General features: G+C 42.0%; 25 protein-coding genes and 1 pseudogene. 15 read left to right on the forward strand and 11 right to left on the reverse strand.

All coding sequences use genetic code 11. The features are described from left to right. Nucleotides 1–6 precede the first annotated feature (6 nt). Nucleotides 7–1,395, reverse strand: coding sequence for a protein kinase (locus ACFE93_RS21220; RefSeq protein ID WP_375475949.1), 1,389 nt, complete (start codon nucleotides 1,393–1,395; stop codon nucleotides 7–9). A 165-nt stretch (nucleotides 1,396–1,560) separates the two neighbouring features. Then, nucleotides 1,561–1,881 carry a DUF4278 domain-containing protein gene (locus ACFE93_RS21225; RefSeq protein WP_375475951.1) on the reverse strand — a complete coding sequence of 107 codons (321 nt, stop codon included), beginning with the start codon at nucleotides 1,879–1,881 and terminating at the stop codon, nucleotides 1,561–1,563. A 344-nt stretch (nucleotides 1,882–2,225) separates the two neighbouring features. Between ACFE93_RS21225 and ACFE93_RS21230 the strand changes: the two genes are divergently transcribed. Next, on the forward strand, nucleotides 2,226–2,480 hold the full coding sequence (locus ACFE93_RS21230) for a hypothetical protein (RefSeq protein ID WP_190728057.1): 255 nt from the start codon (nucleotides 2,226–2,228) through the stop codon (nucleotides 2,478–2,480). A 3-nt stretch (nucleotides 2,481–2,483) separates the two neighbouring features. Next, a complete protein-coding gene (locus ACFE93_RS21235; RefSeq protein ID WP_375475987.1) occupies nucleotides 2,484–3,743 on the forward strand; it encodes a murein transglycosylase A in 1,260 nt (419 codons plus the stop codon). A 225-nt stretch (nucleotides 3,744–3,968) separates the two neighbouring features. Here the strand turns inward: ACFE93_RS21235 and ACFE93_RS21240 are convergent, their stop codons facing one another. Together ACFE93_RS21240 and ACFE93_RS21245 are read right to left on the reverse strand one after the other, a co-directional pair. Further along, nucleotides 3,969–4,838, reverse strand: coding sequence for a DUF5895 domain-containing protein (locus tag ACFE93_RS21240; RefSeq protein WP_375475953.1), 870 nt, complete (start codon nucleotides 4,836–4,838; stop codon nucleotides 3,969–3,971). A 205-nt stretch (nucleotides 4,839–5,043) separates the two neighbouring features. Continuing rightward, nucleotides 5,044–5,694: pseudogene (locus ACFE93_RS21245) on the reverse strand (hypothetical protein); the annotation flags it as partial. A 726-nt stretch (nucleotides 5,695–6,420) separates the two neighbouring features. Here ACFE93_RS21245 and ACFE93_RS21250 point away from each other — a divergent pair. The 5 genes from ACFE93_RS21250 (at nucleotide 6,421) to ACFE93_RS21270 (ending at nucleotide 13,398) form a co-directional block, all read left to right on the forward strand. Continuing rightward, entirely contained in the window at nucleotides 6,421–6,921 is a 501-nt protein-coding gene (locus tag ACFE93_RS21250; protein ID WP_375475955.1) for a fatty acid hydroxylase, read from the forward strand. A 384-nt stretch (nucleotides 6,922–7,305) separates the two neighbouring features. Then, entirely contained in the window at nucleotides 7,306–7,500 is a 195-nt protein-coding gene (locus ACFE93_RS21255; RefSeq protein WP_375475957.1) for a hypothetical protein, read from the forward strand. Beyond that, on the forward strand, nucleotides 7,487–9,496 hold the full coding sequence (locus ACFE93_RS21260; RefSeq protein WP_375475959.1) for an ATP-binding protein: 2,010 nt from the start codon (nucleotides 7,487–7,489) through the stop codon (nucleotides 9,494–9,496). Before ACFE93_RS21255 ends, ACFE93_RS21260 begins: the two co-directional genes overlap by 14 nt. A gap of 14 nt (nucleotides 9,497–9,510) precedes the next feature. Beyond that, nucleotides 9,511–12,879 (forward strand): PAS domain S-box protein, encoded by a 3,369-nt coding sequence (locus ACFE93_RS21265; RefSeq protein ID WP_375475961.1) that lies wholly within the window; start codon nucleotides 9,511–9,513, stop codon nucleotides 12,877–12,879. A gap of 141 nt (nucleotides 12,880–13,020) precedes the next feature. Next, nucleotides 13,021–13,398: a response regulator transcription factor gene (locus ACFE93_RS21270; protein WP_292814899.1), complete on the forward strand. Its 378-nt coding sequence runs from the start codon at nucleotides 13,021–13,023 to the stop codon at nucleotides 13,396–13,398. 144 nt (nucleotides 13,399–13,542) lie between these two features. Here ACFE93_RS21270 and ACFE93_RS21275 read toward each other — a convergent pair whose 3' ends face one another. Then, a complete protein-coding gene (locus ACFE93_RS21275) occupies nucleotides 13,543–14,001 on the reverse strand; it encodes a hypothetical protein (RefSeq protein WP_375475963.1) in 459 nt (152 codons plus the stop codon). A gap of 722 nt (nucleotides 14,002–14,723) precedes the next feature. Between ACFE93_RS21275 and ACFE93_RS21280 the strand changes: the two genes are divergently transcribed. Next, on the forward strand, nucleotides 14,724–15,818 hold the full coding sequence (locus ACFE93_RS21280; protein WP_375475965.1) for a phosphotransacetylase family protein: 1,095 nt from the start codon (nucleotides 14,724–14,726) through the stop codon (nucleotides 15,816–15,818). 41 nt (nucleotides 15,819–15,859) lie between these two features. Here the strand turns inward: ACFE93_RS21280 and ACFE93_RS21285 are convergent, their stop codons facing one another. Next, entirely contained in the window at nucleotides 15,860–16,378 is a 519-nt protein-coding gene (locus tag ACFE93_RS21285) for a DUF4188 domain-containing protein (protein WP_375475967.1), read from the reverse strand. Between the two features lie 94 nt (nucleotides 16,379–16,472). Here ACFE93_RS21285 and ACFE93_RS21290 point away from each other — a divergent pair, with 94 nt between their 5' ends. The 4 genes from ACFE93_RS21290 to ACFE93_RS21305 all read left to right on the forward strand — a co-directional run bounded on the left by ACFE93_RS21290 (nucleotide 16,473) and on the right by ACFE93_RS21305 (nucleotide 18,690). After that, nucleotides 16,473–17,018, forward strand: a complete 546-nt coding sequence (locus tag ACFE93_RS21290; RefSeq protein ID WP_375475969.1) for a PadR family transcriptional regulator — start codon at nucleotides 16,473–16,475, stop codon at nucleotides 17,016–17,018. A gap of 84 nt (nucleotides 17,019–17,102) precedes the next feature. Further along, a complete protein-coding gene (locus ACFE93_RS21295) occupies nucleotides 17,103–17,606 on the forward strand; it encodes a DNA recombination-mediator protein A (RefSeq protein ID WP_292860451.1) in 504 nt (167 codons plus the stop codon). Nucleotides 17,607–17,700: 94 nt separating this feature from the next. Beyond that, complete coding sequence (locus ACFE93_RS21300) at nucleotides 17,701–18,099, forward strand: MAPEG family protein (RefSeq protein WP_375475971.1); 399 nt, start codon at nucleotides 17,701–17,703, stop codon at nucleotides 18,097–18,099. A 99-nt stretch (nucleotides 18,100–18,198) separates the two neighbouring features. Then, a complete protein-coding gene (locus ACFE93_RS21305) occupies nucleotides 18,199–18,690 on the forward strand; it encodes a YajQ family cyclic di-GMP-binding protein (protein ID WP_012411046.1) in 492 nt (163 codons plus the stop codon). A 62-nt stretch (nucleotides 18,691–18,752) separates the two neighbouring features. Here the strand turns inward: ACFE93_RS21305 and ACFE93_RS21310 are convergent, their stop codons facing one another. Both ACFE93_RS21310 and ACFE93_RS21315 read right to left on the reverse strand, forming a co-directional pair. Further along, nucleotides 18,753–19,310, reverse strand: coding sequence for a glutathione S-transferase family protein (locus ACFE93_RS21310; protein ID WP_375475973.1), 558 nt, complete (start codon nucleotides 19,308–19,310; stop codon nucleotides 18,753–18,755). A 6-nt stretch (nucleotides 19,311–19,316) separates the two neighbouring features. Beyond that, complete coding sequence (locus tag ACFE93_RS21315; protein WP_375475975.1) at nucleotides 19,317–19,781, reverse strand: hypothetical protein; 465 nt, start codon at nucleotides 19,779–19,781, stop codon at nucleotides 19,317–19,319. 425 nt (nucleotides 19,782–20,206) lie between these two features. Between ACFE93_RS21315 and ACFE93_RS21320 the strand changes: the two genes are divergently transcribed. Then, nucleotides 20,207–20,926 (forward strand): tetratricopeptide repeat protein, encoded by a 720-nt coding sequence (locus tag ACFE93_RS21320; RefSeq protein WP_375475977.1) that lies wholly within the window; start codon nucleotides 20,207–20,209, stop codon nucleotides 20,924–20,926. Nucleotides 20,927–21,187: 261 nt separating this feature from the next. Here the strand turns inward: ACFE93_RS21320 and ACFE93_RS21325 are convergent, their stop codons facing one another. Then, nucleotides 21,188–21,598, reverse strand: coding sequence for a hypothetical protein (locus ACFE93_RS21325; protein ID WP_375475979.1), 411 nt, complete (start codon nucleotides 21,596–21,598; stop codon nucleotides 21,188–21,190). 313 nt (nucleotides 21,599–21,911) lie between these two features. Further along, complete coding sequence (psaM, locus tag ACFE93_RS21330; protein WP_190912801.1) at nucleotides 21,912–22,043, reverse strand: photosystem I reaction center subunit XII; 132 nt, start codon at nucleotides 22,041–22,043, stop codon at nucleotides 21,912–21,914. 158 nt (nucleotides 22,044–22,201) lie between these two features. On the opposite strand from psaM, the gene ACFE93_RS21335 reads away from it, so the two are divergent. Then, complete coding sequence (locus tag ACFE93_RS21335; protein ID WP_375475981.1) at nucleotides 22,202–23,458, forward strand: FGGY-family carbohydrate kinase; 1,257 nt, start codon at nucleotides 22,202–22,204, stop codon at nucleotides 23,456–23,458. Nucleotides 23,459–23,792: 334 nt separating this feature from the next. Continuing rightward, nucleotides 23,793–24,089: a hypothetical protein gene (locus tag ACFE93_RS21340; protein WP_375475983.1), complete on the forward strand. Its 297-nt coding sequence runs from the start codon at nucleotides 23,793–23,795 to the stop codon at nucleotides 24,087–24,089. Nucleotides 24,090–24,243: 154 nt separating this feature from the next. Here ACFE93_RS21340 and ACFE93_RS21345 read toward each other — a convergent pair whose 3' ends face one another. Further along, a complete protein-coding gene (locus tag ACFE93_RS21345; RefSeq protein ID WP_375475985.1) occupies nucleotides 24,244–24,966 on the reverse strand; it encodes a transposase in 723 nt (240 codons plus the stop codon). Nucleotides 24,967–25,148: the final 182 nt, after the last annotated feature.

Genomic DNA, 25,148 nt, shown 5'->3' on the forward strand with positions numbered 1-25,148 from the left:
GGAAATTCAAGAAAGTAAGCGTTGCTGAAATTGTAAAGCTTTTTGAGGCTCAGGAATTTGTGATGCTAAAATTTTCACAAATTCTGCACGAGAAATTTGTTCAGAAGATTTAATAGCTTTTTGAACTAGAAACTTAGCTATTGGGCCAATTAAATTAGCCAACTCACGTTCGCATTCTACCAAAAACTTGTCGCTGATAATTTGAGATTCTTGGTTCAGTAAATTATTTGAGTTAATATCAGAGCGATCGGATTTAACAGTAAGTTCTTGTAGTAAAGTAGGTTTCTCTAGTAGAAACATTGTTTTCTTCTTAAAATCAATTTGTTGATTGTCTCGAAGATGAAAGGCTAATTGACTAATTAATTCTTCAAAATTGGACGCTGATGCCGCAACTTGTCGTAGTAATCTTGAGGCAACGGGGCCAACAAATTCTAAAAGAATCGTTTCTAAGCGGTTGTAATTTTCCCCAGACAGGATAGAAGCAGACGGATACCCAATTGAGTTTTGTTGAGAAAGGAAAGCTTGAGGCGGTTGTGTAAAAGATGGTGGTTGAATTGATTGCGTTTCTACTCTAGGATTGAAATACTTAAGCACCTGCAAAACTTCAGCCGCAGACTGATAGCGCTGTTTAAAGTGATGTAGTACCATCTTAGATAGCACAGATGCCAACTCAGAACTGACGTTAGCTTGATGCTGCCAAGAAATTTCTCCTGTATCTGGGTCTTCCTCAAAGTTTATAGGATGTAACCCTGTCAGTGATTGTATACCAATAATGCCCAAGGAATAAATATCGCTGTTGGGGCGGGGCTTACCTTGCGCCTGTTCTGTAGACATATATCCGGGGGTACCAATAATAATAGTAGCTCCCGTGTGCCCTGAAATTGTAAGCAGTTGAGTTTGGACTTGTTTAACGGCGCCAAAGTCAATCAGCACTAACTTACCGTCTTGTTGCCGCCTGATTATATTATCTGGCTTGATATCTCGATGAATAACATTGTGGCTGTGAATAAATTGTAGAATACCCAGAACCTGTTGGAGCAGTTGAATTACTCGATCTTCTGTCCAACGTTGATTGGGGAATAGTTCCGCCTTCAGAGTTTGCCCTTCTATAAACTCTTGCACCAAGAAGAACTCTTGGTTGTCTTCAAAATAGGCTAAAAGCCGAGGAATCTGGTCATGGTTGCCCAGTTGTTCTAGTGTTTCTGCCTCACTAGTAAATAGCCGTCTAGCAGTTTCAAGAAATTCAGGGGTACGAGTGACGGGCTTAAGGTGTTTGACAACGCATTTCGGGAAACCTGGCCGATGAGTATCTTGGGCTATGTAGGTTTGACCGAATCCACCTCCACCTAATATCTGGAGGACTTGGTAACGTCCGTCTAATAATTGTCCTAACATTGTGTCACAAGCCTTAAGTCCTGAAATTAATCTTGACACAACTACCAGCTTTGGCAAGGTTTGTTAAGACAGAAAGTAGGTAGGTAGTGCTGAATTTTTAAGGTTTTTTGAGAATTCTACTACCAGTTTATAACTCTTTAGACTCCAGATCGGCTTGCAGCCATATTATTGTTGAAGCTTTAATTCCTCAGAAATCGGCAGTACCTCAACTTTTGAATTAGTTGTTGGTTGAGAGACTACGCTAACTTCTCCTAGTGGAGTTTTATTTACAAAGTAGGTGATTCCTCGAAAGCTCAATTTATCAGCTATTGGTAGAGGAACTTTAGCCGATTTGGAATTTGGATCGACACGATAGCTAGCATCACGGTACATCAGATTATAAGCTGACCCAATTTGAGGAACTGGTCGAAATGGCTGTTCTGTTTTTTTGCTACCAACTTTGTTTGGGTCGCATTCGTAGCTCAGACCACGATAGTAAAGTTTCATAATTTTTGCTTCCTGAATAACTGTTTTTCAACAATGCCAATGATTTATCAGAAGTTGATTAGAGAGTTATGCAAGAGCTAATGTAAACTTACACTTTTTAAGGAACTGCTTAAAGGATTAGGCGTCTAGAGTGAAGAGTCATTGGGTAATTGGGCATTGGGCATAAGAGGCGGAGGGGCAAAGGGGAAAAACTTACTGCAACTTCACTTTTCCTTGGTCACTGAGCGTAGCCGAAGTGCTGCTCCCCTGCTCCCCTGCTGGCAACCTCCCGTATGCTTACCCTTTTCATTCGGGGGTTACGTGGTTAACAATGGGTTGAATGTTTTTTTAAATGATTCAACTTTATGGCTAGAACTGCAAATGAATATGCCGTATACCTCCTACTGGAAAGCGGTCACCGAGAAGAAGTACGTTTTCCTACTATTCAAGAGTTTCAGAAATGGTATAGCGGCGAACTTGTGCCAAAATCTGCTTCTAATGACTTCATTAGCGTTCCGATCAAAAATATTCAAGGGGAATATATGGTAGTACGCCCTTCTCGGATCGTCGCAATCCGGGTAGAACCTATTTTTAGTTCCAGTGTTGAAAGATTCAACTAAATGATGAGAAAAACCCTTGCTTTGCTTTCCTTGAGTTTAGGAATTGCCCTTGTAAATCCTCTCTGGTCGGCTGTTGCTCAGGTTCCTAACTTTCTGCCCTTACCAATACCGACTACTCCTGATCTTCCACCTATACCAATACCAATCACTCCTGAGATCGCGCCACCGCTAAAACCAATCGCTATCGGAAGCGATTGCACGCTCCGGCCGACTTGCTTGGGTTGGGATGAGCAAATTTGGGGTGAAAGAGGTAAAATAGGCGATCGCAAAGCGTTATTAGCTTCTATTGACAACAGTCTGCTTTATCTAACAAAAGGTGATGCGATCGCAGCATATCAAAATTATCCAGTTCGGGAAATTACCCTCGATCGCGTCCGCCGGAGTTTGCTACGTTTCCGCCAACTGGTTGTCAGTTCTATGTCAGCAGCGCAACTACAAGCTGCTGTCCAGCGTGAGTTTGTCTTCTACCAATCTGTGGGCAACGATGGCAAGGGTACTGTTAAGTTCACTGCTTACTACGAACCTGTTTACACCGCTAGCCGTGTCAGAACTGCAATCTATAAGTATCCCATTTATCGGCTACCACCTGATTTTAGCCAATGGCCTAAACCTCACCCAAAACGAATTGATTTGGAAGGGAAGGATGGTTTAAAAGGGAATAAGAGCAAGTTACGCGGTTTAGAACTGCTTTGGTTTCGCGATCGCCTAGACGCATACATGGTACATATCCAAGGTTCTGCCCAAATTAAATTAACTAATGGTAAAACAACATCAATTGGCTATGCAGGTGGAACTGATTACCCTTGGACTAGTATCGGTAAAGAACTGGCAAAAGATGGCAAACTTCCACTAAATGGATTGACAATGCCACGGATGATTGCTTATTTCCGGCAAAAACCCCAGGAGTTGAGCAATTATCTACCGCGCTGGAAACGATTTATTTTCTTCCAAGAAACAAGCGGTAGAGCTGCTACTGGTAGTATTCATGTGCCAGTAACAGCAGAACGTTCTATTGCTACAGATAAGTCTCTCATGCCACCGGGAGCGTTAGCACTGATTTACAATTCATTTCCCTATCCTGCCAGTGGTGGCAAACTAGAGAGGCGTACTGTCAGCCGCTTTGTGCTTGACCAAGATACAGGAAGCGCCATCAAAGGGCCGGGCCGGGTGGATTATTTCATGGGATCTGGTAAACTAGCAGGCGATCGCGCCGGTGTCACAGGTGGTAATGGCTCACTATATTATTTACTGCTCAAAGAATAGATATTGGGCATTGGGCATTGGGCATTGGGCAAAACAGTTCCGTTAGCGTCAGCGGGGCGTTTAGCCCGTTTCGAGTTCCGAGTGCTGAGTAAAGAAGTGAGATTCCCCACTTAGCACTCAGCACTCAGCACTCAGCACTCCTGAAGGGCATTGGGCATTAGTTATTAATGATTCTTCTCTGCCCCTCTGCTCCCTCATCCCCATTGCCCACTCCCCACTCCTCAGCTAATACGGCGGATAAGCAAAATCATCCTCATCAGCATAAACGTAAGAGTTGGAAACTCCTGCCATTGCCAATTTAGGGATTTCTGATTTTACAGGTTCCTTGCCAAAATCTTTGTATTCTTCAAAAGTCTTACAAATCATTGCAGACTCAAGAGCATCGGAAGCAATTAAATATTGCGTTAAAGTCCCTACGGTAGGATGTTTATAGTCCACAGTTGAAGCTACCAAAACTGTATTTGGTTCAATACCTCTTTCTTCACACTCAATGATGGGACAAAAAATCCCGTGAGCATGGAACAATGGCCCTTTTGATGTCAAAGGTTGCTTGCGATAAACAGCATAAGCTTTTTCTAGTTCAGCAACGAATCCACTAACTACTTTACCTTGTTGATATTCGCAGTAGGTTTTGCTGAAACTTGCTCCGGCAGCACCATTAAGTGTTAGTTGTAGTGGTAATTCATGTAAAAACTTTTTATTCTCTCCCACTATAAAAATTAGATAGCGAGTAAAGGTTTTAAATTTAAGTTTGTCGGCTAAAAAAGCATCATAATTCTCTTTGAGCGTACCCAGTTTTAGACCACTTTCCCGATCTTTGACAGACAATGGTCCCCGACGCACTATAACCACGCGTGGAGTGGTGGTAATAAAGACCGTTTCGACTCCAGAGGTAAATTCATGCTCTACTTGCTGCCAATTATCATCTGGCACAAAGCCGACAGCATTGGCATTATCGAGCTTAATTGCCAAACCGTGGGATTGCATACCATCTGTGCCATATCGAGGATTAATCATCTGACACCAGGGAAGGACTTGAGAAGGCGGTGCATTAAATTTATCGTCTTCAAAGTCGAAATTAGCAGATGCTTTCATCGTTTTAGGCTATCAAAGTGTTTTATTGAACAAGTTTATCGCCAAGGCGCTGAGGAAAGGAGAGCCAATTATGTACCCAAGCGTATTGATATTATATATTCTTCACCTATTTCCGCAAGGAGGCTCGAACTGTTTGTGTTGTACTTTGCTTGCCAGACAGTTCAGGGCTACTAAAAGCCTACACTGTACGCTTTGCGTACAGTATAGGTAGTTTACGACTAGTCAACACTAAGCAGCTTTGGTGAGTTACTTCTCCTACTCGTCTTAAAAGCTCACCATATTCCTCATATCCTTCTCGATCAAGTCCAGCGCGGCTACCACTGCAAAAAATTGATTCTGCATTATCCAGGATCGCTAAACAGCGATAATTTTGTAAATAATAAAGTAGTAGCGATACCCGATCGCTAAAGCTTTCTGGTAAGTTACTTTCTGTTTCCTGTTCGTCAGATAGAAATGGAATTAAGTTACCTAGAATAATTTTAACAGGCGGTGCTTCTCGTAGCGATCGCCAGATCGCATACTCAAAGTTGTCCTGAATTTTTTGAGCAAACTTTACAGACAGTGCTGTTTTTCCAATGCCTCCTATTCTTAATAGTGCAACCAATTGGCAGTGCTCATTGAGAATCCATTGCTCTAGTGTAATAAGTTCTTCTATACGCCCATAAAAAACTGAGTTAAAGATAGCCTCTCCCCAATCTAGACGATTATTTGAGCTTGAATAGTCACTTTTATCTATTTTTAAGTTAAAAACTGAAAAAAACTTCTCAATAGTCTGTTTATCAACTTCTCCTTCTCGATTCAATACTTTCGAGGTGGTAGCAGAATATAAACCAGAACATACACTCATTTCTTCAATGCCAGTGTCTACAACGATAACAAGCGAATGGTGCAGCAGAATAGGCAAATTTAAATGCACTTGGCAAATAAAGATAAATTATAAAATCATCTCTGTTTTTTCAATGTTCATTCATTATTGAAGATGCAAATTGAGAGCTACATTATTACTCTATTAATAAAAAATATTTATAGCATCTAATTAATTATATATATTCCAAGTTTTACAGCTTTTAAATTAAACTATAAAACTGCTTTCTTCACTTCGATAAATCAATGAATATTGGCATAATCCCTATTTATATAATTCTGATTATATTCATAATTTAAGCCTAATTACAATGAATTTATAATTAACAATCTTGAAGAAAGCCTTAACCTAAATTTGTACTAATTTTAACTCAACCTTTGCTTAGGCTGTATGCCTTAGTAAGAAGATTGTGTAGTAACTATAGTAAAATACTGTATTTTTATCGGGTTTTAGATGTATTACTACCATTAACCCATAGCTAAAAGTCAAATTGGAGATTTTTACGAGTTGCTGTTTACTGCATTAAGGATCGGAAATTCATTAAAACTGCAAATGACCTAATTACATATACTCTGAGCCAAATTAACTGGAGCGTAGACACATGAGACGCACAAATGGCTGCTTGAATAGCAAAAAAGTAGGTGTCTACGCCCACAGCATGACATTTGCTTTGCATATTTTCTGTGGAGTTTTCTTAACTATTCTTGAGGAATACAAATGCTTGAGGCTATCGCTGTTGCTTGGTTATTACTGTTTTTTGGCGATTTTCTATCTACATTCTTTTACCACGTACCCGAGCACGTTTTTGGTAGCCTTCATTTAAAAACGCACCACTCCTGGAAAAAGGACTTCCGTCATTATGCTATTTTGACTTTTAATCCACAGGTTCTTTTAGATGGTATCTTGGGAGCTTTACCTTATGTACTTATAGCAGTAGCCTTGTGGTTTTTCTCTCCCATTGGCGTTATCTTTGGATTACTGCTTGGTCAGTTTCATGTATGGTGGAGACACATAAGTGTACTGGGTTGGCAAACTCCAAAGCCTGTAAATATCTTATGTCAAATTCTATTTATTACCACTCCTGAGAAACACTGGTTACATCATCACAAAACTAATTTAGGTTTCGGCGATATTTTCACCTTCTTTGAACAACCTGCACAAATGTGGTTGCGCTGGCTGCGATTACTCAGACTTCGTTTTCGCGACTCTCGGATCTAACTAAAACTAGCGCTTACCTAAATACTTTTTAAAATTACTAAAAGAAGCTGCGATCGCAGCTTCTTTTAGTTACATTCAAGGCAATTATTCTAGTCTGAGAAATGCGTTCACCTATATACTCAAAAGCTAATTCCTAATTGTATAAGGAGTAGCAACAAGAGACATTAATTTACATAGATTTCAATCTATGCTTTTATCTAATTAATAATTTTTTATTTATAGTTATTATATAACTTCTCAAACAGTAAGCGAGTTATAAGAACGAAAGAATATCTCTGGTAAAGAGTTTAAAGGTATTTGCTACGGCTCGACTTCGCTGTTATATCGCTAAGGTTTTTGGGAAAACTAGTCTTAATTAGTAAATTATTATATCCCTAGATTTTTATGACAATTCCTCTGTTTTCGGGAGATGCTAGGCCTAGCTTGCTTATGCAAAGGAGTATGGATAGCTACGGTGAAGGTGGCAGGAGGTTGCAATACAGTGTAGGTTTCTCTTTGAGAGACTACACCAACAGACCAACACTAATTGCTAGAAATTTGCAACCTGCTCTAGATGAGGTGTTTCATGCCCGCAGTTAGCCTCAGAAAGATGCTCAATAAAAAAGAGTTGCCATCTCTTATTCATAACTTAGTCTACCAGTTCAACATCGCGATTGATGTTGAACTGGTAGACGGTACAAAACTGATTAGTATTGGGAAGCAAACTGTAGAAAACCGTTATCCAATCGAGGTTTCAGGAGAAATCATCGGTTGGGTTGTTGGAGAAGAACAGGCAACTATACTTGCAAATTTGCTCTCATTTCTGGCAAAGCAGGAAGCTGAGAAGAAAGTACTCGCCAAAGAATTGCTGGAGCGATATCAGGAAATTGATTTGTTTGACGATATCTCGACTCAACTGACAACAAGTTTAGATACGCGACAGATTGCCCAACTTGTGCTTCAAGAATTGAGTCAATTAATTGAATCATCTGCGGGGATGATTCTGCTTTTGAGTCCAGACGCAACTGCATTTGAAATCATTGCCGAATTTGGAGTGTTTTTTGACCATAATCAGCCGGAACCCGGTAAGGGAATTATCGGCAACATTGTGCAATCCAACCGAGCAGAACTCGTCAATGATGTGCAAGCCGATCCGCGATTAGAAGGGCAAAAAAACGTTGCTGCAATGATTTGTGTACCGTTGCGAGCCAAAGAGCGGGTACTAGGAGCGATCGCTATTGGAACGGCCAAAACTGACTCATACAAGGCTGAACACTTGAAACTAGTGAGTATCTTTGCCTCTCAAACAGCGATCGCTATTGAAAAAGCTGTGCTTTACGAGCAAAGCATTCAAGCAGCCGTCCAGGCAAAAGCTCAGACACAGAGGCTTCAGCAAGCTCTTCATGAGTTGCAATTGGCCCAAACTCAGTTAATCCAAAGCGAAAAAATGTCAAGTTTAGGGCAACTCATTGCCGGAGTTGCCCACGAAATCAACAACCCGGTTAACTTTATTTGCGGCAATTTAAAATATGTTGCCGAATATGCTACGGACTTGTTACACCTGTTGGAAAATTATCAGAAATTTCTACCTGTTGCTCCCCCAGAGCTGGAATCAGAGTTGGACAATATAGACCTGGAATTTATCATGCAGGATTTCCCCAAACTGCTAGATTCGATGAAACTGGGTACAGGTCGCATCGTCGAAATTGTCCAATCCCTGAAAAACTTCTCCCGTCATGACGAAGCTGAAATGAAAGCCGTCAACATCCACGATGGTATCGACGGAACGCTAATGATTCTTCATCATCGCTTGAAAGCAGATGTTCATCGTCCGGCAATTGAAATCGTTAAAGACTATGCAAAACTTCCCCTGATTGAATGCTATCCCGGACAGTTGAATCAGGTGTTTATGAACATCCTGGCAAATGCCATTGATGCTTTGGAAGAAAGTATGGAAAATTGGGGAGTCAAAAATAATCCCCAATCCTCAACCCCCATTACCCCTTATCCCCAGAGGGGGCCCCACCTTCCCCAAATCACTATTCGTACCATAGCCATTGACCACCAGTGGGTTGTAATTCGCATTGCCGACAACGGCCCAGGCATGAAGGAGGAGGTAATTCGCCGCATTTACGATCCCTTCTTCACCACGAAAGATGTTGGCAAGGGAACCGGGTTAGGCATGGCAATCAGCTACCAAATTATTGTAGACAAACATGGGGGAATGCTTAGGTGTCGTTCTCAACCGAATGAAGGGACAGAATTCTGGATTCAGATTCCAGTAAATTGTGCATTGACAGGCGCTGCTGAAGAACAAAATAGCACCTCTGCCTTGCCAACTCCCACAACAGAATTATCTCCTACTCCCGATACCGACGGCTTCATTTCATCAACAGTTCCAATGCTTAAACCGACGGATCTGCTGATCCGCCATACTCAACTGATTGAGCGACTTTCACAGCACAGTCCAGATGTGGAAGGTGCATCACCCGATCAAATTTACCAGATGTTTCAACGCCACCCAATTTCCTTAAAGCTTTACGCCACTTTGTTGTCTTGGTTCTGTTGTTTTAACCCTACCCAAATACGCCATTAAAATAAACCTCAACCATGTTTAACCAACTTGATGAATACAACAGTCAGCTATTTGAACAATGTCCTGTTGGACTAGTACTATGCCGAACAGATGGGACGCTAATTAACATCAATCCCGCCTATGCTGCCATTTTAGGGCGTACTGTTTCAGAAACCCTAAATCTCAGCTACTGGCAAATTACTCCAGAAAATTATGCCGCCAAGCAAGCCCTGCTAGAGAACCTAGAACAGACTGGTCGCTACGGACCCGATGAGAAGGAGTTCATCCACAAAGACGGGCATCTAGTTCCAGTCAGGGTCTCCGGACTAATGATTGACAAGGGTGGAGAGCGCCTGATCTGGTCAAGTGTGGAAGATATTAGCGACCTCAAGCGTGTCCAGCAGGAACGTCAACATTCCGAAAAAATCTTGAAAAAGAGCGAAGCACGATACCGCTCTCTGGTCAAAACTAACACGCAAATTATCTGGGTCAGCACACCAGAAGGAATTTGCTTTGAATTGACAGACTGGATCGCCTACACAGGTCAAAGTTTAGCTGAAGCTGAAAATGGGGGCTGGATTGATGCCGTTCATCCCGACGATCGCCCCTACACTGGAGAAGCCTGGGGTGTTGCCGTAGCAAACCTGAGCATGTATCAAATTGAATATCGAATTCGGGGCAAGGATGGCAACTATCGCTACTTTTGGGTCTGGGGTGCCCCCGTAATCGAAGATGATGGTAGCGTTCGGGAATGGATTGGCACCTGCACCGATATTCACGATCGCAAGCTGGCAGAAGCCGAAAATCAGCGTCTTAAAGAACGATATCGCTCGTTAGTAACTGCTACTTCACAAATCGTCTGGGGAGCGACCCCGGAAGGACTGGGAATCAGCAGTGAAATGCTTACTTGGATGGCTTATACGGGGCAGAGCAAAGCTGAAGTTGAGGGTTGGGGCTGGATCGATCCAATTCACCCCGATGATCGTGCCGGCTCCACAGAAGTTTGGAATGCTGCTGTGGCGAACCGAAGTATCTACCAAACCGAATATCGGCTGCGTGGCAAGGATGGTACATACCGCTACTTCTCTGTCTGTGGTGCCCCCGTCCTAGAAGAAGATGGCAGTATTCGAGAATGGATTGGCACCTGTACTGATATTCACGATCGCAAGCAGGCAGAAGCTGAAAATCAACGTTTATTGGATATGTTGAATCATTCCAGCGATGCCATCATCGTCCGCGACATGAGCGACAAAATCTCTCACTGGAATCAGGGTGCCGAAAGGCTCTACGGTTGGACGCGTGAAGAAGTGAAAGGCCAACGCATTCAGGCTTTTATCAAAAAAACCTTTCCAAAACCAAAACAAGAAATTATAGCAGAGTTATTAGAGCAAGGAAATTGGGAAGGAGAAGTGGAATACCTCACCCATCATGGCAGACTGATTACCGTCCAGAGCCGATGGACGTTGCAACGGGACATCTCTGGTCAACCTTGCGCTGTGCTGGAAATTAATACCGATATCACTGCCCGCAAACAAGCAGAAATCGCTCTGCGGCAACTGAATCAAGAACTGGAAGCCAGAGTTGAAGAGCGGACGGCTGCCCTGCAAAATACCCTAGCAGAAGCACAGGGATTAAATGCCATTTTAGATAACTTAGCAGATGGTTTGTTAGTGGCAGACACCGCAGGACAAATCACCCACTACAATCCTGCCTTTTTAGCCATGTATGAATTGACAGCTACCGCCCTCAACGGTCACTACCAAGAATTGCCGATATCTGGTTTAGCAGACCTGGTTGCACGAACTCAGTCCCATCCCACAGAGGTGTTCTCTGCCGAAGTTGCACTGACCAAAGAACGCATTGGTCAGGCAGTGGCAACTGCCATTTTCAAAAAGACAGCAGACTCAGAACCCGCTACCTGCTTCGGTTCAGCACTGCTGATTCGAGATGTGACGGCAGAAAAGGAAATCGACCAGATGAAGACCGACTTCATCTCAACAGTTTCCCATGAGCTGCGGACGCCACTAACTTCTGTCCTCGGTTTTGCGTCGATCATTCAAGAAAAGCTGGAAACCGATGTGTTCCCCATGATTTCTACCGAAGACCGTAAGCTTCAGAAAACGATTAAGCGGGTGGCTAACAATCTCAACATTATTGTGTCGGAAGCAGAACGGCTCACGTCTTTGATTAACGATGTCCTGGATATCGCCAAAATGGAAGCAGGTAAGGTGGAATGGCAGATGCAGCCGATTGATCCCAGCGAATTACTGGATTGGGCAAGCAATTCTACCGCCGGGTTATTTGAAACCAATGGCTTGCAGTTGGTAAGCGAGATTGAACCTGGACTGCCTCAGATAGTAGGCGATCGCAATCGTTTGCTGCAAGTTTTAATCAACCTGATTTCCAATGCCGTTAAGTTTACCGAATCTGGTTGTGTCACCTGCCGCGTCAAACAACAAAACGACGGTGTTTGCATCAGCGTCATTGACACAGGCATTGGGATTGCGCCTGAAGACCAGCCGAAAGTATTTGAGAAATTCCGCCAAGTCGGCGATACCCTTACCGACAAACCCAAAGGTACAGGATTAGGACTGCCCATCTGTAAACAAATCGTCGATCATCACGGCGGTAGAATCTGGGTTGATAGTGAACCAGGTAAAGGCAGCATATTCTCGTTTATCATTCCTACCTTCGCTTGCGATCAAAAAACCACTGCTAATCTGAATCTGGATACGCTAGTTAAACAACTCAAAGAACACGTCATCACCAAAAACGCTGTGCTGAACCAAAACCGTAAAACCATTTTGGTTGTAGATGATGACGCTAACATTCGGGAACTGCTCCGTCAACAGCTGGAAAACGAAGGCTACAATGTTCGCGAAGGAAAGGACGGCATGGATGCAATTCATCAAATCAAAATATCCCGCCCCGATCTGATCCTCTTGGACGTGATGATGCCCCAAATCAACGGCTTCGATGTGGCAGCCGTTCTCAAAAACGATCCTCAAACCGCAGACATTCCGATTATTATTCTGTCAATTATTGAAAACAAAGAACGGGGCTACCATATTGGCATTGATCGCTATCTCACCAAGCCCATTGACACAGAAAAACTCCTCAACGAAATTGGCTCACTGCTTTACCAAGGCACTTCTAGTAAAAAGGTATTGGTTGTAGATAAAAATGCATCAGCCTTAAAAACCCTATCAGATGTACTACAAACTCAGGGATACAGCGTGATTGAAGCTTCCGATCCGGAAGAATGCATTTATAAAGCCCTGTCAGCCAAACCTGACATGATTATCATTGATTCTATCTTCTCTCAAGAAGCCGATTTGGTGAAAACCCTGCGCTTTGAGAAGGAGTTGGAAAATGTATTTTTTATTATGCTGTCTGAACAGTAATTGCTAGGCAGTGGGGACTTGGAACTGGACAAGAAGCAAGGGAGCAGAGTTTTCCCCTTTGCCCCTCTGCCTCTTTTCAATGCCCAATGCCCAATGCCCAATTCCCAATTCCCAATTCCCAATTCCCAATCCCCAATCCCTATGACCCAGAAAATTCTAATTGTTGACGATGAACCTAATATATTGATTTTGATGGAACAAGCCTTAGAAGCATTAGAAGATGAGGGTGTTGAACTTCTAACTGCTAGAAATGGAGAAGAAGCTCTCGAAACCATCAAAACTGAAAAACCAAACCTGGTTTTTCTTGATGTGATGATGCCAAAAATGAATGGTCTACAAGTCTGCCATATTGTAAAACACGACCTGCAAATGACTGACATCTATATTATAATTTTGACAGCTAAGGGACAGGAATTTGATAAGCAAAAAGGAATTGAAGTTGGTGCAGACTTATATCTAACTAAACCATTTCGCCCCAAAGAAGTACTTGAAAAATCAATGCAGGTGTTGGGTTTGTGAGGAAAGTTATGAAGGCTTTTTATCTGCGATCGCAGCTTTTTAGTTGGCTCAGATTCAGAATTATAGGACAAGAGGAGGGGGAGACAAGCTAAATCATTCCCCTATCCCTTGATTATCTCCCTTGACGCTAGGTCTGCGCTACAATCAATACAACTCTAAAATTTCTAATTCTGGTGAGAGTGGAAAGCCAAATTTTTCATGATAATGAGGAAACTTGAGTAAGAATAGGCATAAAGGTTTATTTTGGTAAAAAGCTTTTAGCTTAAATATGCGAACTTCAAAACCTTCCTTTTCTGCTTCTTGCGATTCCGAAAAGCTTCCAGGAAAAATTTCATCGAAATGAATTTCAGATTTCCTGGCAGTTTCTAAAAAAGGCTTGCCAATCAATCTAGCAGCATTGTCATAGGCAGGGTTAGGTATTACTCTCCTATACTGGCTTTCGTCAAATCCAGCTCTGAAAATAAATTCAAAAAAATCGCTAAATATCTTGACGTTTTCACTTGTATTAAAATTTTGCCAACCTTGAACTAAACTATCTTGAAGTTTTTTGCAAAGATTAATTGTAAATTGATTTTTTATAGAATTGATTTCTATAGTATTCATTTCAGTTTTTACCTGGTTTCTAAGAGTGATTTATAAAAAAGCTATTAACTTTAATGACTTAAAAATAAATACATCAAAAATATATTGCAATCTCAAATAAAAAGATTCAATTTTCTGGAAGCAAACGAACAATATATAATTTTTTAAATCTCTCTATTACAGTCATCATCGTAATCAATTACATAAGCAGATTTCAGCTTTGCAAATAATGCAATTTTCAAAGCTCACTAAGTTTTCTTTATAATCTATAAAGCTTATGAGTTTTTCAGATGAAATACTTATAGTATGTTTATACTGCCATAAGAGAATAATGTAAGTCAACAAGATTAGTCATAAATTAAAAAACTACTCAATATTACTATTGATAAATTTATATTTACTTGAAATTGATATCTGATAAACGCAATTTTGCGCTAAAAATACGGACAACACAGATAGCAGTGTTTCTGTACGGGCTATGGTGCTAATCGAGAATGCTGCAAGATATCTAGAAGCGCTATAGCAATGATATTTGTTGATAATCACAAATCTTCAAGACTAGGCGTACAAGTTAGCAAAGCCGACACAAGGAAAGAAAACCTTTCTCCTGCCCCTGCTTGTTCAATCAGAAGGTAATTCTGGGAAAGCTTAATTTGTGAGAGCGAGAGGCTTTTGCCAGAAGGAACTAGAATTAGGAAACACCTAGCTGGGTTCTTCTGACTTTTGAAATTAGGAGTGCATGTGTGCCAAAATTCCCTAAATATTTGCTGATTGGATCGACCGAGAATTACAGCGGTAAATCTGCAACTGTTCTGGGTTTATCTCATCAGCTACAGCAAAAAGGTCTGGATATTAGCTACGGTAAACCACTCGGTACGTCTTTCAATTCGTCTAGTGGAACCGTAATTGAGGAAGATGTCCAGTTCATCGCTCTTAGCCTCAATTTGCCGGAAAACCGCGTTGCACCTACAATGCTGGCTTTGGATGAACCAAATGTGCAAAAGCGCTTGCGGGGGGAAGACAAAACCAATTATCAGCAGTCCCTAATACAGCAATATTTACATAAATCTCAAGGAGATTTAGTGTTACTGGAGGGACCTGGTAATTTGTCCGAAGGCAATTTGTTTGACTTGTCTTTGCTGCAAATGGCTGAAGTATTGGATGCTGGTGTGCTGTTAGTAAGCCGCTATAAATCTTTGCTTTCGGTTGAGGCGCTATTGGCTGCAAAGCAGCGTCTGGGCGATCGCTTGATTGGAGTTGTCATCAATGATATCCCTGTCACCCAACTAGAAACGGTTGACACTCTGTTGCGTCCATTTTTGGAACAGCAGGAGATTCCAGTGCTAGCAATGCTGCCGAATAGCGATTTGCTCCGCAGTGTGAGTGTTGGCGAACTAGTCAAGCAGTTAAAGGCTGATGTTCTCTGTCGCAACGATCGCATGGATTTGTTGGTAGAAAGTCTGGCAATTGGAGCAATGAATGTCAATTCAGCTGTGAAATATTTCCGCAAACGCCGGAATATGGCAGTGGTGACAGGAGGCGATCGGGTGGAAATTCAGCAAGCGGCTTTGGAAACTTCTACCCAATGTTTAATTCTCACCGGACAATTACCACCCCCACCGTTCATTCTCAGTCGCGCTGAAGAACTAGAAATCCCCATTTTATCTGTTGACTTAGATACCCTTACCACTGTAGAAATTGTTGACCGCACTTTTGGTCAAGTCCGTGTCCACGAGCCGATTAAGGTTCAGTATATTCGCCAGTTGATGTCCCAGCATTTTGACATTGACCGCTTGTTATCCAAACTAGATTTAACTCCAGCAGGGGCATTGTCTTAGATTCATCAACTCAAACTATTAAGAGCATCAATGCTCAGTTATCAGTTAGGAGGCTGTATTGCTGGTGAAGGTACAGATGGCTCGCCGTCACCTCCTAGACGACGGCGTGCTGTTTCCTTCCGCCCCATAGCTGGTACATGCTTAGTTGCAGCAGCTAATCCAAAGACAGGCATATTCCCGTAAACCGCCTCATATCTTCCCGGTTCTATTAAATAAGTTTCGTGCCAAATGCCGACACTGCCATCAGCACCAATGGCTTGATTAAACCTTTGCCAAGCTTTTAGATGTGCATCAGCTGGATTTCTGGCAAAACGCTCCAAATCCTCGAACGATCGCCAATACTGAAGCAGTCCTACCCCTCGCCAGTAAACAAAAGTTTCTCCACCTAAAAACCCTTTTTCGGGATTCTGGTAAAGGCTTCGTAACATGGGCGACATTGCTGTTGCAGTCGGAATCCATTTGCAAAAAGCGAATAATTTATTAATTCGCATCCCAATCAGAAACACAACAAAGGGTTGATCAATTTCGGCTGTAAATCGTCCCGGTATGACTTGAGGCATATACCACTCCTTATTCTTAAGCTAATATGCAACTAATTGCATATTAATTATTTTATGCAATTAGTTGCATAAGTCAAGGAGTGAATTAAAAATTATGGCATTAGCGCACGCAATATTAGCGGCTCTGGTTGACGCACCCTGTAGTGGGTATGATTTAGCAAAAAGATTCGATGGCTCTGTAGGCTTTTTCTGGTCAGCAAGTCACCAGCAGATTTATCGGGAGTTGGCGAAGCTAGAAAATCGAGGATGGATCAGTTCCAAGTCGATTCTTCAATCAGGACGACCAGATAAAAGGCTTTACAGTGTTACAGACTTGGGAGAACAGCACCTCAAAGAGTGGATTGCTCAACCTTGTGAACCCACAGCAATTAAAGATGATTTGCTAGTTAAAATTTTTGCTGGTCATATTGTTCCTAAGCAAATTATCTTGGCAGAGCTAGAAAATCACCAAAACGCCCATCAAAAAAAATTGTCTACATATAAGGACTTAGAACAGCGTTACTTTCAAAATCCGCAAGAACTGCCAGAAACAGGCAAATTTCAGTATTTAACTCTTATAAATGGTATTAGTTACGAAACACATTGGCTAGCTTGGTGTAACCAAGTAATAGAGTTACTGAACCAAACAATCAAAAATTAGTAGCAATGTTTAACTCAAGTTTTCCTCGCATCTACACGCTGTTTGGTAAAATATCTGGGTCGTTTAATCTGATTTTCTCCATCTTTGAGCCAATCAACAGACCTTATTAACCTAGATACATTAGCGCAAGAACTAGCGACAATCCAGCAAACGGGTTCTAAAAGAATTGCCTTGTTGGGTTCTCGTCACGTCCCGATTACGCATCAGAATCTTATTGAAATGATGACTTATGCCCTAGTTTTATCGGGTAATCGAATCATCACTTCTGGTGCTACAGGTACAAATTCAGCTGCTATCAAGGGAGCAACGCGGGCTGATGCAAATTTGTTGACAGTGATTCTACCCCAAAGCCTGGAACGCCAGCCTTTGGAATCGCGCCAGCAACTAGAACAGGTAATGCATCTAGTCGAAAATCCCAGTAATGATAATCTGTCTCTGGCGGAAGCTAGTTACTTGTGCAACAAGGAGATTGTCTCCCGTTGCCAGCAACTAATCTGCTTTGCTTTTCACGACAGTGGCACCCTGTTGCAAACCTGTCAAGATGCAGAAGAACAAAGAAAAGTGGTGACGCTTTTCTACTTTGATTAGTCATTTGTCATTTGTCTTTCGTCATTTGTCCTTTGTATTTGACTAATGACTGATGACTAATGACTGATGATTAATAAACAATAACTAATAAGTAATGATAATTTTTTTGTACTCGATCGCTGCTGCTGCCGTTCTAATTTATGTGCCATTTTTGGTAGTAGCTTATGCCCGTGCGCGTATTGGTTCTGAAATGTTTTCTACTCCTCGCGCTCTGTTTGATAAATTGCCACCTTATGCCCAACGGGCTACTTGGGCACATCAGAACACCTTTGAAGCGTTTATGGTGTTTGCGGCAGCCGCATTGATGGCTTATGTAACTGGTGTAAATTCAACTAAGGCACAAGTGGCTGCGATCGCCTTTGTGGTGGCCCGTTTCCTATACTCAATTTTTTATATTTTGAATATACCCCTTTTGCGATCGCTGATGTTTGCCATTGGCATCCTTGGCTCTGCTACTCTATTTTTCTTGAGCATCATCCAAGCTACTAGTTAATTGGGGCATGGAGACTGGGGACTGGGAAAGAGTTTTCCCAATCCAAAATTGTTCGACTGAGCGAAGTCGAAGTCCAAAATCTAAAATCCAAAATGTTTTATGGCTTCTACTTTTTCCTTTGACATTGTGAGCGACTTTGACCGACAAGAGTTGGTTAACGCTGTCGATCAAGTTATACGAGACATCAAAGGTCGTTACGACCTCAAAGACACTGAAACTACTGTCGAATTAGTTGAAGAAAGCATTAACGTTAGTACTGACAGCGAGTTTACCTTAGATTCTGTACACACCATTCTGCGAGAAAAAGCCGCCAAGCGTAACCTCTCTCAGAAAATCTTTGATTTTGGCAAGGTTGAATCAGCCAGTGGTAATCGCGTGCGTCAAGAAATCAAACTTAAAAAAGGCATCAGTCAGGAAATCGCCAAACAAATTTCTAAATTGATTCGCGACGAATTCAAAAAGGTACAAGCCTCAATTCAAGGGGATGCTGTGCGCGTTTCTGCTAAATCTAAAGATGACTTACAAGTAGTCATGCAGCGCTTAAAACAAGAAGACTACCCAGTTGCTTTGCAATTTACAAATTATCGTTAAAAGATTCGTAATTCGTAGTTAAAAATTCATTACGAATTACGAATTACGAATTACGAATTATTTTAAGTCCGTCCGCCAATACTTCTTTGAAATGCCGGACGCTCAGATAACTGCTTCATATAGTTCAACACTGCTGGATAGGGGCTGAGGTCTAGTTTCAGTATCATGGGAATATAATTGAGAATAGCCCCCACTGCCAGATCAGCAACAGTGAACCGATCGCCAAGTAAAAAAGGTTGCTTACTGAAAATTTCATTTAACGGAGTCAGCAAGCGGGGCATTTCCCGTTCCCGATTTGCTTCTACAAAAATCCCTGGCCCAAGGGTAGCATTAGCAAACAATACCCATTGAGAAAATACAGCACGTTCCTCTGATGAAAGTGGAGTTTTACTGTACTTATCGGCAATATACAGCAAAATTGCTCCAGATTCCCAAAGCTGAAAATTTCCATCAACAATTGCTGGAACTTTACCAAATGGGTTAATTGCCAAATATTCAGGCTTGAGATGTTCACCCGCCTGCATATCAAGCTTAACGAATTCGTAGGGAATTTCTAATTCTTCTAAATACCAGTGAACAATTGAAGCTCGGCTACGAGCGCCGCCGTAAAGTTTTAGCATAATTACTTAAAGAACTTTGTGAGTATGAGAATGCTGTTTAACGTTGTCTTCTTTGGTTACAACTCTAGCGGCGTTTAATACTCGCTTGCGCTCAATGGAATATTTAAATTCAGTATAGTTTGTACCCAAGGGAATTAAAGATTTTGCAGATTCACGACGCTTGTAGGTACGAGCTGCTGCAAATGCCCGTGGCACAAATTCCTCTCCAAACTGAGCTGACTCTGGGAAGCCATTTGGCATCAGTTGTGAATCGCCATCCAGCACAGATCCCAAAGTTGTGGCATGAGCCAGCTTATAGGAGGTAGGAATGCCCTTTAAAAGCGCTTCCAAAGCCGCTGAGGGAATCGGTTCTATAACTTCGATTTGATAAACTTCTCCATCTTCTTTGACGAAGCAGGTTGCCAAGCCGATAACAATGTAATCATCGGTTGCTAAATCAGGGGCATTGGGATAGGAAATTGCAGTTGTCATCGGAAAATTTCTCAAAACTTAAAAATTGAATTTAGGGAATGGGGCATTGGGCGTTGGGCATTGGGCATTGGGCATTGGGCATTGGGCTTCCTCATCTCCTTCATCTCTTTTGCCCACAATTCCCTTTTTAAAGAACGGCTTGTTGGCATTCTATCAATTTGTCGCTCTCACTACTTGACTAGTCTTTGAGACCAACGTCTGCTATTTCTGGAATTCATCTTCGGGATCGAGTATCTATGATTAGGTTTGAGGAGCAATTGTTTATTTAAGAGGTAGATTTCTACTAGTGTGAGTAGTTTAAATCTCAGTCTTCAGACGACTTTAAAGTAACCATAAGTACCTTGAAAATAGACACAGTGGTAAAACCACTAGAGTTAAAAAACTAGACCTTTATTTAAAAAAACAGGTATTTCAAGCAGGGAAAGATGAATATTCACTCATTTTTAGCTGACGATGACCAGCAAAGTAAACAATACAAGTATGTTCTAAATACTACAAATAAAGTTCCAGATCGAAGGAAAAGCGATCGCAGCGAATCTAATTTTGGGGATAGCTACTTACGCTCTTTTGCTTTAAAGTTGGCTCAACAAGGAGATTATACTGAAGCGATCGCACTTTTAAGCCAACTAATCTGCCGCAATCCTCACAATGCCGTTGATTACAACAACCGGGGGCTAATTTATTTTCAAAGTGGTGAAAGGCAAAAAGCGCTTGACGACTATAATACCGCCCTCAAACTTAATCCCTATTTGGCTAGTGCTTATAACAATCGAGCAAATTACTACGCAGCTTGTGGAGAATTAGCAGCAGCACTTGTCGACTACGATCAAGCGATTGATTTGAATCCTCGCCATGTCAGAGCGTGGATTAACAGAGGCATTACCTGGCGTGATTTGGGGCAATATGAGGAGGCAATTGAGAATTTTGAGGTAGCACTGCTTTTCGGTCAACTAGAAGGTCATATCTGGGCTGAACGCGGCAGAACTTACCATCTTTGGGGTGACTGGAATTGTGCGATCGCTGATTATCGTCGTGCCCTCACTCAACTGCCCTCTCTCGACAATAGTAAGGATATTACTGGTTGTCGCTTGTGTTTACAACTCAAAAATTGGCTCAACGAGTTACTATTTGAATCAGCGTCTTAATTGGTAAATTAGTCCTTTTTGCAAATTCAAGATTCAAAAAGTAAATTCTTCATTTTTAATTTTGAATTTTTAATTGGAGTGTTCGCGCAGCGTCTCGTAGAGAAGCGACGCTGTATCGCTAATGAGTAATAGATGAGAACTACATAGCTATTCAAAAATTAGCTATTAACCATTATTTATTAGCAATAATATAAATTAACACCCGGTTTCTAGTAGCCTAAATCACAATAAACCTAAATAATCCCAAATTCGCCATTTATCTTAGGGTGATGAGTCTGTTTGTTCATCTTGTCGGCGATCTTGATTCATCAACACAATCTGACGCTGGCTGGGATCGAATCGGTATCCTTGTCGTTGCCTAATAATTTTAGCTTCTTGCGGATCGAAGTTACGGCTAAATTCTGCCTGCAAACCATTGACATGTCCTTCCATCAGCTTGACTTCAGTACTCATTTCTCGCAACTTTTCCTGCTGTAACCAATGATAAGGCAAGAGTTGTGTTAAGGCAGATGCTGCAACGGCTGTAATCACAAGATTAACTGCTATTTTGGCTGTGCTTTCCAGTGCCATCACCTGGTAAGAACGTTGACGAAGATGCCGCTTTGGTCGAGGAGTGACCCGGCGTTTTTGTATAGGTTGTGACGGTGGTCTAGACGGTTGAATCGCGTTCATGATGCTAAAAGATAACCTCGCTTAGTGAAGGGAAGCACTATCAAGAATGCTGAGTTATGAGTTTTGTTAGCGGTAGCCGGGGTTTAGCCCGTGCTGAGTTGGAAATCTTACTCAGCACTCCTGAATGCTTGATTTAGCTGTCATATTACTTCATTTTTTTGAAATAGCTACAAGTGTTGCACCAGTTAAAAAATAACCTGGCTTACGTAAGTGCAAGGTTTTGAGCTACTTATGGCATGAAACCACAAGCTTCTAAAAATTGCACCCCGTATTGCCAGGATTATTAGCTTTTTAACTGTGTCACATCGTAGGCTTATTTGTAAAGTTCTGTGGCTAATCGCCAAGCTAGAACTCCTGGGATCAAGGCTACAACTAGAGCGATGTAGACTTGAGTATCTGAGATGGAAGACACCTGAGCGATGTACAGAGTATCTAAAATAGGCATGGCTGAAAACCTCCTAATCTGAATAGATTTTGAACAGTTCGTTTACTACTTTTCCTTGTTTTGCCAAGATTGTGGAATATCTTGTTACAAGATGCAACAAAAGCAGTTATTAGTCAGTAGTCATTAGTTATTCTCCATTAAAAAAATTTATAAAAATTATGAATTTATATCTGGGTATCGACTTCGGCACATCTGGCGGACGCGGTGTGGTGATTGACGAGGAAGCCTCTTGTATTCAAGCAGAGGTACGATATCCCTTCCACGACTCACCAGATGACGTTACGCCAAAAATTTGGCAGGAGGCTTTGTTTGCGTTGGTAGAACAAATACCCGATCAATTGCGGCGAGAAATTAAAGCGATCGCAATTAATGGTACTTCTTCCACCGTCTTGCTGGTCGATGCTGCTGGCAATCCAACAGATGCACCATTGCTATATAACGATGCGCGGGGATCGTTAGTGCTAGAGCATTTGAGGAGTATCGCACCCCCCAATCATACCGTGTTAAGTGCCACCTCCAGCTTGGCCAAACTTTTGTGGATGAGGCAATTACCCTCTTTTAGCAAAGCTAGATATTTCCTGCATCAAGCAGATTGGCTGGCGTTTCTCCTACATGGACAGTTGGGTATTAGCGATTACCATAATGCTTTAAAGCTGGGTTATGACGTGGAAGAGTTGAAATACCCAGAATGGCTAGAAAATTTGCAAATACCGATTCAGCTACCCAAAGTTTTAACTCCAGGGACTCCAATTGCCGAATTGCGCCCTGAAATTGCGGATAAGTTCGGTTTTTGCCGTGATTGTCTGGTGTGTGCTGGTACAACTGATAGTATTGCCGCTTTTCTCGCCAGTGGAGCAAAATTACCAGGTGAAGCTGTGACTTCCCTTGGTTCAACATTGGTACTAAAGTTATTAAGTCGTACCCGTGTAGAAGATGCTAGATATGGGATTTACAGCCATCGCCTGGGGGATTTGTGGCTGACTGGTGGTGCTTCTAATACTGGAGGTGCAGTACTAAAGCAATTTTTCACAAACGCTGAGTTAGAAAGCCTTAGCCGGGAGATTGATGTATCAAAAGCCAGCGAGTTAGATTATTACCCGTTGTTGAAGGTAGGCGATCGCTTTCCGATTAACGATCCCAATTTAGCCCCACGTTTGGAACCACGCCCAGATAACCCAGTGGAATTTTTGCATGGGTTGTTAGAAAGTATTGCCCGCATAGAAGCACGAGGGTATGAATTATTACAACAAATGGGTGCAGACAAGTTGAGCCAGGTTTATACTGCTGGCGGTGGTGCGGCTAATGATACTTGGACTGCAATTAGGGCGCGTTATTTGCAGGTTCCTGTTGTAGCATCAGTGTATACAGAAGCTGCTTACGGGACAGCGCTGTTAGCGATGGGTGAACAAAAGTAATTTTGTAACTATCTTTTCGTAGGTATTTCGTAAATCAGTATCTATCCCAGTGACAATCGACATATCTCGGCCGATACTGGGATGATAAGATACCGGACTATAGATTCCAGGTTGATCATCTGGGCAGCTATTCGGGGATGGGTGCTTCGCCACAGCGCGAATGTCATCTGTCCCCTTTATTAATTATCGGTGTGAGTTTTCACTAGTGTAGAAAAACTTATTGTAAAAAAGTGGGAAAAGTGGGATAAGTAGGATATTGTCAGAAAGCAGTTAACAAGCGTCAAACAAGCGCCTAGAATCGAATTTGTAGTAGAAAAATTCCACAACTAACAATATGCCATTGCTGAAAAACACATCCTGGGCAAACCTTTTTCCCGCACAGCCGAAGAAGGGCGAAGATGCATCCTTAGATTTACAGACGAGAGGAATACAGGATATGGAATCATTCATCGACGAAATGACTGAAAAAGAAACAGAAGTGGTGGTGGGCGGCTCTAATCCCAACCTTCTATTAGACTGGAGTACAGGATTCAAGTTAGAGGAAGGTACTAAGCTATATGACAAGAATAATTTATCTTTTAGCGACCAAGTACAAATAGATTATTACCAAAGCCATATAGGATTTGAGTAATCCCCATAGACACAACAGACCTCTGTCACCAGGGGGGGGGCAAGTGACCTCTGTCACCAGACCTCTGTCACCAGGGGGGGAGTGAGGACGGAACTTCCATTTTGAGGAGAGCCATTATTATACTTCATTCATGCAACTTGCGTCAAACGCTCTATTAGCTAGAACAAACTTCTTTAAAACTTCTGCCACTTGCGGGCATTCCGATACCCTGCGCGAAAAGTGTCAGTTGACCAGGTGAGCATAGTTGCTTACCCTTATTCCGGCTAATTTTATGGCCAGCCAGCAACTTACTTCCCCAGCAAGAAAGTTTGGCTGGCTTTGCTTTCGGTTTATACCGTTGACAAAACCCCCGGTACTTTTTGGCACATTCATCTAAAGTTTTACCCAGTTCTAGGAAAGCCGGATGCCATTGAGTCAATCCATCAACAGTCAATTGATCATAAGTGCCGTAATTACTGAAATCGTAGAAAAAACTGCGTCGCATTTGAGCAGCTTTGGGATTGCCATGAATGTAGCGTAGAGTATTTAATGCTCGCTTAGTATCCGTGGGTGGAAACCCACAGCTATAATATCTCGCCTCCCAAAAGTGTCCTGTGCGATTGAGCATTCGATTAAAGCACATGGCTGTGTACCAATTGAGAAAATGCATGATTTTAGGCAAATCTTCTGGGGTGGCTGGTTCTATGAGATAGTGGACGTGGTTGGACATGATGCACAACGCATAAAGTTTGAAGCCATATTTGTCCAAACTTTTTTTGATTGCATATAAGAAGACTTCCCGGCATTCTGGCCGCGCCAAATTAAATTCGCGGTTGTTGCAGCGCGTAGTAATGTGGTAAGAAAATCCTGCTGACAAATTTCTTTTCTGGCGGGTCATTTTTGTTATACCAAGTTGCCAAGCTTAACAGGCGGATTGCTAATTATCGGCTACGTTCTTTCACATCTCGAAAATAACTATACCGTTGCGTCAATTCTACGTTCTTTTACATCTTGACAATAGACCTCTTGCATAAATCAAAAATAAGAACCCCACCCCGCCAAAGCTACGCTTTGTCTCCC

The organism is uncultured Nostoc sp. (genome assembly GCF_964247315.1).
GTDB lineage: Bacteria > Cyanobacteriota > Cyanobacteriia > Cyanobacteriales > Nostocaceae > Nostoc.

Excerpts from the sequence above, each read along its gene's own strand:
- ACFE93_RS21260 (WP_375475959.1), top strand. The coding sequence starts at position 7,487 with ATGCCCGCAGTTAGCCTCAGAAAGATGCTCAATAAAAAAGAGTTGCCA.
- ACFE93_RS21255 (WP_375475957.1), top strand. The coding sequence starts at position 7,306 with ATGACAATTCCTCTGTTTTCGGGAGATGCTAGGCCTAGCTTGCTTATG.
- ACFE93_RS21235 (WP_375475987.1), top strand. The coding sequence starts at position 2,484 with ATGAGAAAAACCCTTGCTTTGCTTTCCTTGAGTTTAGGAATTGCCCTT.
- ACFE93_RS21285 (WP_375475967.1), bottom strand. The coding sequence starts at position 16,378 with ATGCCTCAAGTCATACCGGGACGATTTACAGCCGAAATTGATCAACCC.
- ACFE93_RS21230 (WP_190728057.1), top strand. The coding sequence starts at position 2,226 with ATGGCTAGAACTGCAAATGAATATGCCGTATACCTCCTACTGGAAAGC.
- ACFE93_RS21345 (WP_375475985.1), bottom strand. The coding sequence starts at position 24,966 with ATGACCCGCCAGAAAAGAAATTTGTCAGCAGGATTTTCTTACCACATT.
- ACFE93_RS21290 (WP_375475969.1), top strand. The coding sequence starts at position 16,473 with ATGGCATTAGCGCACGCAATATTAGCGGCTCTGGTTGACGCACCCTGT.
- ACFE93_RS21335 (WP_375475981.1), top strand. The coding sequence starts at position 22,202 with ATGAATTTATATCTGGGTATCGACTTCGGCACATCTGGCGGACGCGGT.
- ACFE93_RS21340 (WP_375475983.1), top strand. The coding sequence starts at position 23,793 with ATGCCATTGCTGAAAAACACATCCTGGGCAAACCTTTTTCCCGCACAG.
- psaM (WP_190912801.1), bottom strand. The coding sequence starts at position 22,043 with ATGCCTATTTTAGATACTCTGTACATCGCTCAGGTGTCTTCCATCTCA.
- ACFE93_RS21320 (WP_375475977.1), top strand. The coding sequence starts at position 20,207 with ATGAATATTCACTCATTTTTAGCTGACGATGACCAGCAAAGTAAACAA.
- ACFE93_RS21250 (WP_375475955.1), top strand. The coding sequence starts at position 6,421 with ATGCTTGAGGCTATCGCTGTTGCTTGGTTATTACTGTTTTTTGGCGAT.
- ACFE93_RS21220 (WP_375475949.1), bottom strand. The coding sequence starts at position 1,395 with ATGTTAGGACAATTATTAGACGGACGTTACCAAGTCCTCCAGATATTA.
- ACFE93_RS21265 (WP_375475961.1), top strand. The coding sequence starts at position 9,511 with ATGTTTAACCAACTTGATGAATACAACAGTCAGCTATTTGAACAATGT.
- ACFE93_RS21225 (WP_375475951.1), bottom strand. The coding sequence starts at position 1,881 with ATGAAACTTTACTATCGTGGTCTGAGCTACGAATGCGACCCAAACAAA.
- ACFE93_RS21275 (WP_375475963.1), bottom strand. The coding sequence starts at position 14,001 with ATGAATACTATAGAAATCAATTCTATAAAAAATCAATTTACAATTAAT.
- ACFE93_RS21300 (WP_375475971.1), top strand. The coding sequence starts at position 17,701 with ATGATAATTTTTTTGTACTCGATCGCTGCTGCTGCCGTTCTAATTTAT.
- ACFE93_RS21325 (WP_375475979.1), bottom strand. The coding sequence starts at position 21,598 with ATGAACGCGATTCAACCGTCTAGACCACCGTCACAACCTATACAAAAA.
- ACFE93_RS21305 (WP_012411046.1), top strand. The coding sequence starts at position 18,199 with ATGGCTTCTACTTTTTCCTTTGACATTGTGAGCGACTTTGACCGACAA.
- ACFE93_RS21240 (WP_375475953.1), bottom strand. The coding sequence starts at position 4,838 with ATGAAAGCATCTGCTAATTTCGACTTTGAAGACGATAAATTTAATGCA.
- ACFE93_RS21310 (WP_375475973.1), bottom strand. The coding sequence starts at position 19,310 with ATGCTAAAACTTTACGGCGGCGCTCGTAGCCGAGCTTCAATTGTTCAC.
- ACFE93_RS21270 (WP_292814899.1), top strand. The coding sequence starts at position 13,021 with ATGACCCAGAAAATTCTAATTGTTGACGATGAACCTAATATATTGATT.
- ACFE93_RS21315 (WP_375475975.1), bottom strand. The coding sequence starts at position 19,781 with ATGACAACTGCAATTTCCTATCCCAATGCCCCTGATTTAGCAACCGAT.